The organism is Micromonospora sp. 4G55, assembly GCF_016803375.1.
On the sequence record NZ_JAEVHN010000395.1, the window covers coordinates 1 to 5791 of the forward strand.

A 5791-nucleotide genomic window follows, 5' to 3' on the forward strand; every position below is an offset into this window, starting at 1 on the left:
TGGCCGACCTGGCCCGCGACGACATCCTCTGGTGGGGTGAGGTGGCCGCCGGGCGCGAACCGGTACCGCCGATGCCGGCCGCCGCGCACGGCCGCCTGCCCGAGCTGGTCGCGCTGGAATCCCGGCTGCCGGGTACGCCGCCGCCGGCCGCGGCCTGGTCCACGGCGACCTGCGGGTGGACAACGTGCTGCTCGACGCGGGCGGGCGGGCCTGGTTCTGCGACTGGAACTGGATCTGCCACGGCCCCGCCTGGTTCGACCTGGCCGGCCTGCTCATCACCGGGTACGCCGACGGGCTCCCCGTGGACGCGATCTTCGCCGGCCATCCGGCCGCGGCCGGCGCCCCGCCGGACGCCCTCGACGTGACGCTAGCCGCGCTGGCCGGCTACTACCTCACCTCCGCCGGCGCGGCCCACCACCGGCCCCACCCGTCCCGCGCCCCGCGCCGGCGTTCTCCCCGCATCTGGGCGCGCACCAGCGGTTCAGCGGGGAGCAGGCACTGCGCTGGCTGGCCTCCCGGCGGGGCTGGAGCTGAGTCGTTTTGGCTCGTCCCGGCCAACCTGGTAACCTGGCTCTTCGCGCAGCGATGACGCCTGCTTGTCGCGCGCGGAAGCAGACCAAACCGAGCTATCAAGACGAGGCTGTCGCGTGGCGAACATCAAGTCCCAGATCAAGCGCAACCGGCAGAACGAGAAGCGCCGGCTGCGTAACAAGTCGGTCAAGTCGTCGCTGAAGACCGCCATCCGGAAGTTCCACGAGGCTGCGGAGGCCGGTGACGCCGAGAAGGCCACCGTTCTCATGCGTGACGCGGCCCGCAAGCTGGACCAGGCTGCCAGCAAGGGCGTCATCCACGCCAACCAGGCGGCCAACCGGAAGTCGGCGATCTCGAAGCGCGTCGGCTCGCTCTCGGCCTGACCGAGCGACCTCAGACCTGACCTGAAGCCCCGGGTGTAGCCCGGGGCTTCAGGCTGTCTGCGTTCCTGAGCCCCGGTCGGCCCTGATCGACCCCCATTTGCGGCGTGTTGGGCGGTCCTGGCGGCCCGACACCCCGACATGGCGCAAACGGGGGTTGACCACGGTCCCGGACGACCCGGGACGGGTCAGGACCGGGCGGCGGAATCCCCGTCCGAGCCGGTGGACCAGCGCGCCCCCGGCCGCCACCCCGGCGTGCCCTGCTGCCGCTCCCACGGCGGCGCGGGCGACGGTTCGGCGGCGACGACCATGCCGGGCAGGGTGCGGGGCACCCGCGCCCGCCCGACGACCGGTTCCATCTGCCGCCGGAACCGGTCCCGTTCCTGCTCCGGCACGAGCGCCGCCGAGCGGACGACCCGTTCGGCCACCATGTCGTTGAGCTTGACCATCAGCGCCACGGCGGCGGGCAGCACCACCGCCGCCCACCAACTCACCAGCTCGGCCAGGGCGAGCAGCACGGCGAGCGCCACCGCGCCTTCGAAGAAGAGGAAGCAGAGCACCCCACCCGGGTTGACGACGCGCAGTCCGAGCGCCCGGGCGTAGAGCGGGCGGTACCGCTCGTCCTCGCCGGGCACGGTGCTCCACGCCGTCCGGGTGGGGCGGGTCACCGGGCGCCGCCCCGCCGGGCGGCCGCGACGGAGAAGACCGCCTTCTCCAGCGCGTACGCCCGGTCGTCCGCGCCGCCCTTGACCGCCGCGTTGCACTCGGCGGCGGCCCGCATCGCCTCGACCAGGCCCTCCGGGGTCCAGCCCCGGGCCCGTTGCTGCGCGTTCTTGACCTTCCAGGCGGGCATGCCGAGGGTGCTGGCGAGCTGGTACGGGTCGCCCCGGCCGGCGGCGGCGACCCGGGCCACGGTGCGTACCCCGTCGGCGAGGGCGTCGGCGATCGGCACCGGGTCGACCCCGACGTGCAGGGCCCAGCGCAGCGCCTCCAGCGCCCCCGGGATGTCGCCGATCATGGTCGCGTCGGCGACCGTGAAGCCGGTCACCTCGACCCGGCCCCGGTAGTACCGGGCCACCGTGTCGGCGCCGATCCGCCCGTCGGTGTCGGCGATCAGCTGGGAGCAGGCGGCAGCAAGGTCCCGCAGGTCCCCGCCGACGGCGGCGATCAGCGCCTCGGCGGCGTCCTCGGTGCACTTCCCGCCGCTGCGGCGAATCTCGTCCCGGACGAACGCCACCCGCTCCCGGTGGCCCTTGAGCTTCATCGCGGGCACCACGGTGGCGCCGGCCGCCTTCAGCCCGTCGGCGAACGCCTTGCCCTTGGCCCCGCCCAGGTGCAGCACCACCAGCTGGACGTCCGGGTCGGGGTTCTTCGCGTACGCGAGCAGCGCGGTCGCGAGATCCTTCCGGGCGTCCTGGCCGGCCCGGAGCACCAGCACCCGCCGCCCACCGAAGAGCGAGGGGCTGAGCATCTCGGCGATCTCGCCGACCGTCAGCGACCCGGCCTGGTACTCCCGGACGTCCACGTCGGGGTCGACGCTGCGGACCTTCGCCACCGCTTCCGTCACCGCGCGCGTGGCGAGCAGTTCCTCGTCGCCGAGGACGAGCAGAATAGGAGGAAGGCTGGCGGCGGTCACGCCGCCCATCTTGGCACGGTCCACCGCGGGATCGTGCCTGGTCACCGGCGGCTGTGACGGCCGACCCCGCACTCAGCGCAAATCCAGACATTTACGTTAATGCGGGCCCACCCCCACAATGCGGCTCACCCCGGCGATCCCCTCGACCCGCTCATCGTCGTCCCGGCGCAACGCCCCGCGTCACCACCGCCAAGCCGTGCCGGCCGGTCACCACCGCCACGTCCCCGTCCGTGTCGGTACGCAGCACCCGCACGCCGCCCCGGACCAGCCGGGCCAGCATGGACGGGCTGGGGTGTCCGTAGTCGTTGTCGACGCCGACCTCGACCAGCGCGACGGCGGGCCGGACCGCGTCGAGGAACGCCGGATCCTGGTACGCGCTGCCGTGGTGGGCGACCTTGAGCACCTCGGCCCGCAGGCCATCGGGCGACACCCGGTCCAGCAGGGCGCGCTGCTCCTCGGTCTCGGCGTCCCCCGCGAGCAGGATGCGCACCCCGGCCACCGTGGCGCGCAGCACCAGGGAGTTGTTGTTCGGATCCGACCGGGTGCCGTGCAGCGGATACGGCGGCCCGAGCGCCACCAGCTCCACCCCGCCCGCCCGGTACGACCAGCCCGCCGGGGTGGCCCGGGGTACGACCGCGCCGGCTGCCGCGGAGGCGACCAGATCCCACCCGGCCACCGGCTCGACGAGCCCTGGGGTGCGCACCTCGACCACCCGCCGCCCCCGGAAGACCCCGGCGACCCCCGCCCACGTGGTCGGCGTGGAAGTGGCTCACCACCAGCAGCGACACCTCGCGTACGCCGAGCCGGCGCAGGCAGCCGTCCACGGCGGACGGTTCCGGACCGGCGTCGACCACCACCGCCCGACCGGCCGTCACCGGCAGCACCAGCGCGTCACCCTGGCCCACCGCGCAGCCGACGATCACCCAGTCGGCCGGCGGCCACCCGCTGGCGAAGATCCGGACGGGGAGGGTGCCGAGGACCACCGCGGCGGTGGCGACCGCCACCAGCCGGCGCACCACCGGCCGCCGGATGGCGAGCAGCAGCGCCACGGTCAGACCGGCCAGCAGCAGCGCACCGGGCACCCCGCCGGGCCAGGGCAGCGTGCCCGCCGGCAGCCGCGCGTTCGTCCCGGTGGCTCCCAACCGTGGCTCCCGACGTGCCCTGGGGAATCCTGCAGTGGGCTCGTAAGGTCGCTCTGTCAGTCTCGATCTTTAGTATCGCGGCACAACCAACGAGGGGTAGAAGTCGTGGCTGCTGCTCAAGTCGATGCGCTTACCCGGATCATGCCGCCGACCCATGGTGCCGACGAAGAGGTGGACTGGGATGCCGCCGAAAAACAGTTGAGCGCCCGTCTGCCGGCCGACTATCGCGCCTTCATGGCGGTCTACGGCGGCGGCAGCATTGGCGGCCAACTAAGCATCCTCCTGCCGCTGCCCGTCGACTCGGTGTGGGGCGGTGGGACGATCGCTGGCGAGACGCCAAACTTGCGCCACCACTGGGAAGAGGAGGGTGGGGTAGCAGGGACGGAGTTAGAGGCGGACGCCGTACTCGCCTGGGGCGTCGGCTGCAGCAACCCCGACCTTCTGGGCTGGCTGATGAGCGGCTCGGATCCGGACCAGTGGCCAGTGGTGGTGTACCGACGCCATGTGTCATGGGGCGAACCCAGCCTGGCGCTTTTTGAATGTGGGATGGCGGAGTTCCTCAGGCGCCTATTGCTTGGCGAGTTCGACAAGTGCCCGCTCAGCGATGTCTCCCTGTGGGGCCGCATCGAGCCTTTCGTCCACTGGCGTGAACAGGACCGCCGGTTCCTAGCCGGCCTCGACCCCATCACGGGCGAGCCCGATCCGTACGCAGACATGTTCCAGAGTTGGAGCCGGCCATAGCCGCGCCGTGACCTGCCTCGAAGGTTCCGTCACACGGTTTAGGAAGTGTGGACACCGCCGGAAGTCGGACGGCGGTGGGCTGGTTTGACCTGCGCCGCCATGCGGGCGGCCACGTCCAGGAGCTGACCGCCGTTGACCCTCGGCTTCCGTGCCAACGGGCACGCAACGGGCACGCCGCTTCCCTGCCTTGCAAAGATCAGGAGCGCTGTCGACTGGCGTCTGCCAGTGCGGCTGATCTGCTCGACCTGTCCATTGCCGCCGCTCGGTCATCGGTGCCTGTCGGCTGGCTTGGCTGTACGGTTGGCTGTACAGCAAAGGAAGGTCACCGACACCATGGCGGCACCGCCGAACCTGACCGTTCCGGTTCGGGAGGTCGCCCTCGCCCGGTGGCTCTCCACTGATCTCGACGCCATTGAGATCGGACAGCGGCATCCCTTGGCTGGCGGCGTGGACTCACCTCTTGTCGAGCGGGTTGAGGTCACCGCCATGCGGACGACCGGGGGGCGGGACCGGTTCGAGGTCGTCGCAAAGCGTGCATCCTCCGCCGAGGTGATCGCCCTGCATGAGATCGCGATGGTACCTGCCGCCGATGCCTTCCCGGAGCTGATTGACGCTGGCACTGATGACTCCGGCCCGTGGGTGGTGACGCCGTTCTATCCCGGCTCGACGCTGCCGTGGGACGCGGAGGTTCCGGCGGTGGTATTCGCGAGCTTGGCCCGCCTGCACCACCGATACCTCGGGCGTTCGAGCAAACTTCCCGTAGACCTTCCCCGAGTGGATGAGAGCTTCTGCCGCCACGCGTTGATGGACTTCGCCCCGTCGTGGATTCACGATGCCCAGCACAAAAATCCCCATCCGGTGCACGACCGTGCCCTGGATCTGCTCCATCGATGGTCCCGGGACGAACGCATCAACGTCGGGCTGCACGTGCTACCCGCCGCGCTACTACACGGCGACGTATACGGACACAATGTTGTCGTTGCAGACGACGAGGATACGCGGCCTCGACTGATCGACTGGGGAAGCGCGCGAGTTGGCCCGATCATGCTCGACGTCGCCCTGTCCGCCGAGACGTCGTCAGGCGGCTTCTCCGCATATCTTCGGGCGTGGGAGGACGTGGCAGGTTGTCCCCTCGATCCATGGCAAGCAGAGGCGGGACATGCCTGGGCGACCGCCTTGAGTAATGCAATGTTCGTTGGCGCAGTCGCCGCACGATTCGGCCCAACTCACGCCGAGAAGATGCTCGACAAGGCCGAGGCCGCGCTAAGGGACGTCTCGTAACCCCGGTGTCTGTCTGCTGAGGATGATCATCGAGGATGGCTGGGTGCAGGTGATCACCGCAGCCCGCCCGGAGTGGATCT

At 71.1% G+C, this 5791-nt stretch carries 5 protein-coding genes and 2 pseudogenes; 4 read left to right on the forward strand and 3 right to left on the reverse strand.

Annotated features, from left to right (window positions below):
• Nucleotides 1-534 (forward strand): annotated as a pseudogene (locus tag JNW89_RS25390) (phosphotransferase); the annotation flags it as partial.
• Nucleotides 535-647: 113 nt separating this feature from the next.
• The gene (rpsT, locus tag JNW89_RS25395; protein ID WP_238450815.1) at nucleotides 648-914 is read left to right on the forward strand and encodes a 30S ribosomal protein S20; all 267 of its coding nucleotides are present in this window, start codon (nucleotides 648-650) and stop codon (nucleotides 912-914) included.
• A 185-nt stretch (nucleotides 915-1099) separates the two neighbouring features.
• On the opposite strand, the gene JNW89_RS25400 is transcribed toward rpsT, so the two are convergent.
• The 3 genes and pseudogenes from JNW89_RS25400 to JNW89_RS25410 form a co-directional block, all read right to left on the reverse strand.
• Nucleotides 1100-1579, reverse strand: coding sequence for a hypothetical protein (locus JNW89_RS25400; protein WP_238450817.1), 480 nt, complete (start codon nucleotides 1577-1579; stop codon nucleotides 1100-1102).
• Complete coding sequence (gene holA, locus JNW89_RS25405) at nucleotides 1576-2556, reverse strand: DNA polymerase III subunit delta (protein ID WP_238450819.1); 981 nt, start codon at nucleotides 2554-2556, stop codon at nucleotides 1576-1578. Before holA ends, JNW89_RS25400 begins: the two co-directional genes overlap by 4 nt.
• 142 nt (nucleotides 2557-2698) lie before the next feature.
• Nucleotides 2699-3668 (reverse strand): annotated as a pseudogene (locus tag JNW89_RS25410) (ComEC/Rec2 family competence protein); the annotation flags it as partial.
• A 126-nt stretch (nucleotides 3669-3794) separates the two neighbouring features.
• On the opposite strand from JNW89_RS25410, the gene JNW89_RS25415 reads away from it, so the two are divergent.
• Both JNW89_RS25415 and JNW89_RS25420 read left to right on the forward strand, forming a co-directional pair.
• A complete protein-coding gene (locus JNW89_RS25415; RefSeq protein ID WP_238448629.1) occupies nucleotides 3795-4430 on the forward strand; it encodes an SMI1/KNR4 family protein in 636 nt (211 codons plus the stop codon).
• Between the two features lie 132 nt (nucleotides 4431-4562).
• Nucleotides 4563-5711 (forward strand): phosphotransferase family protein, encoded by a 1149-nt coding sequence (locus tag JNW89_RS25420; RefSeq protein WP_238448630.1) that lies wholly within the window; start codon nucleotides 4563-4565, stop codon nucleotides 5709-5711.
• Nucleotides 5712-5791 lie beyond the last annotated feature (80 nt).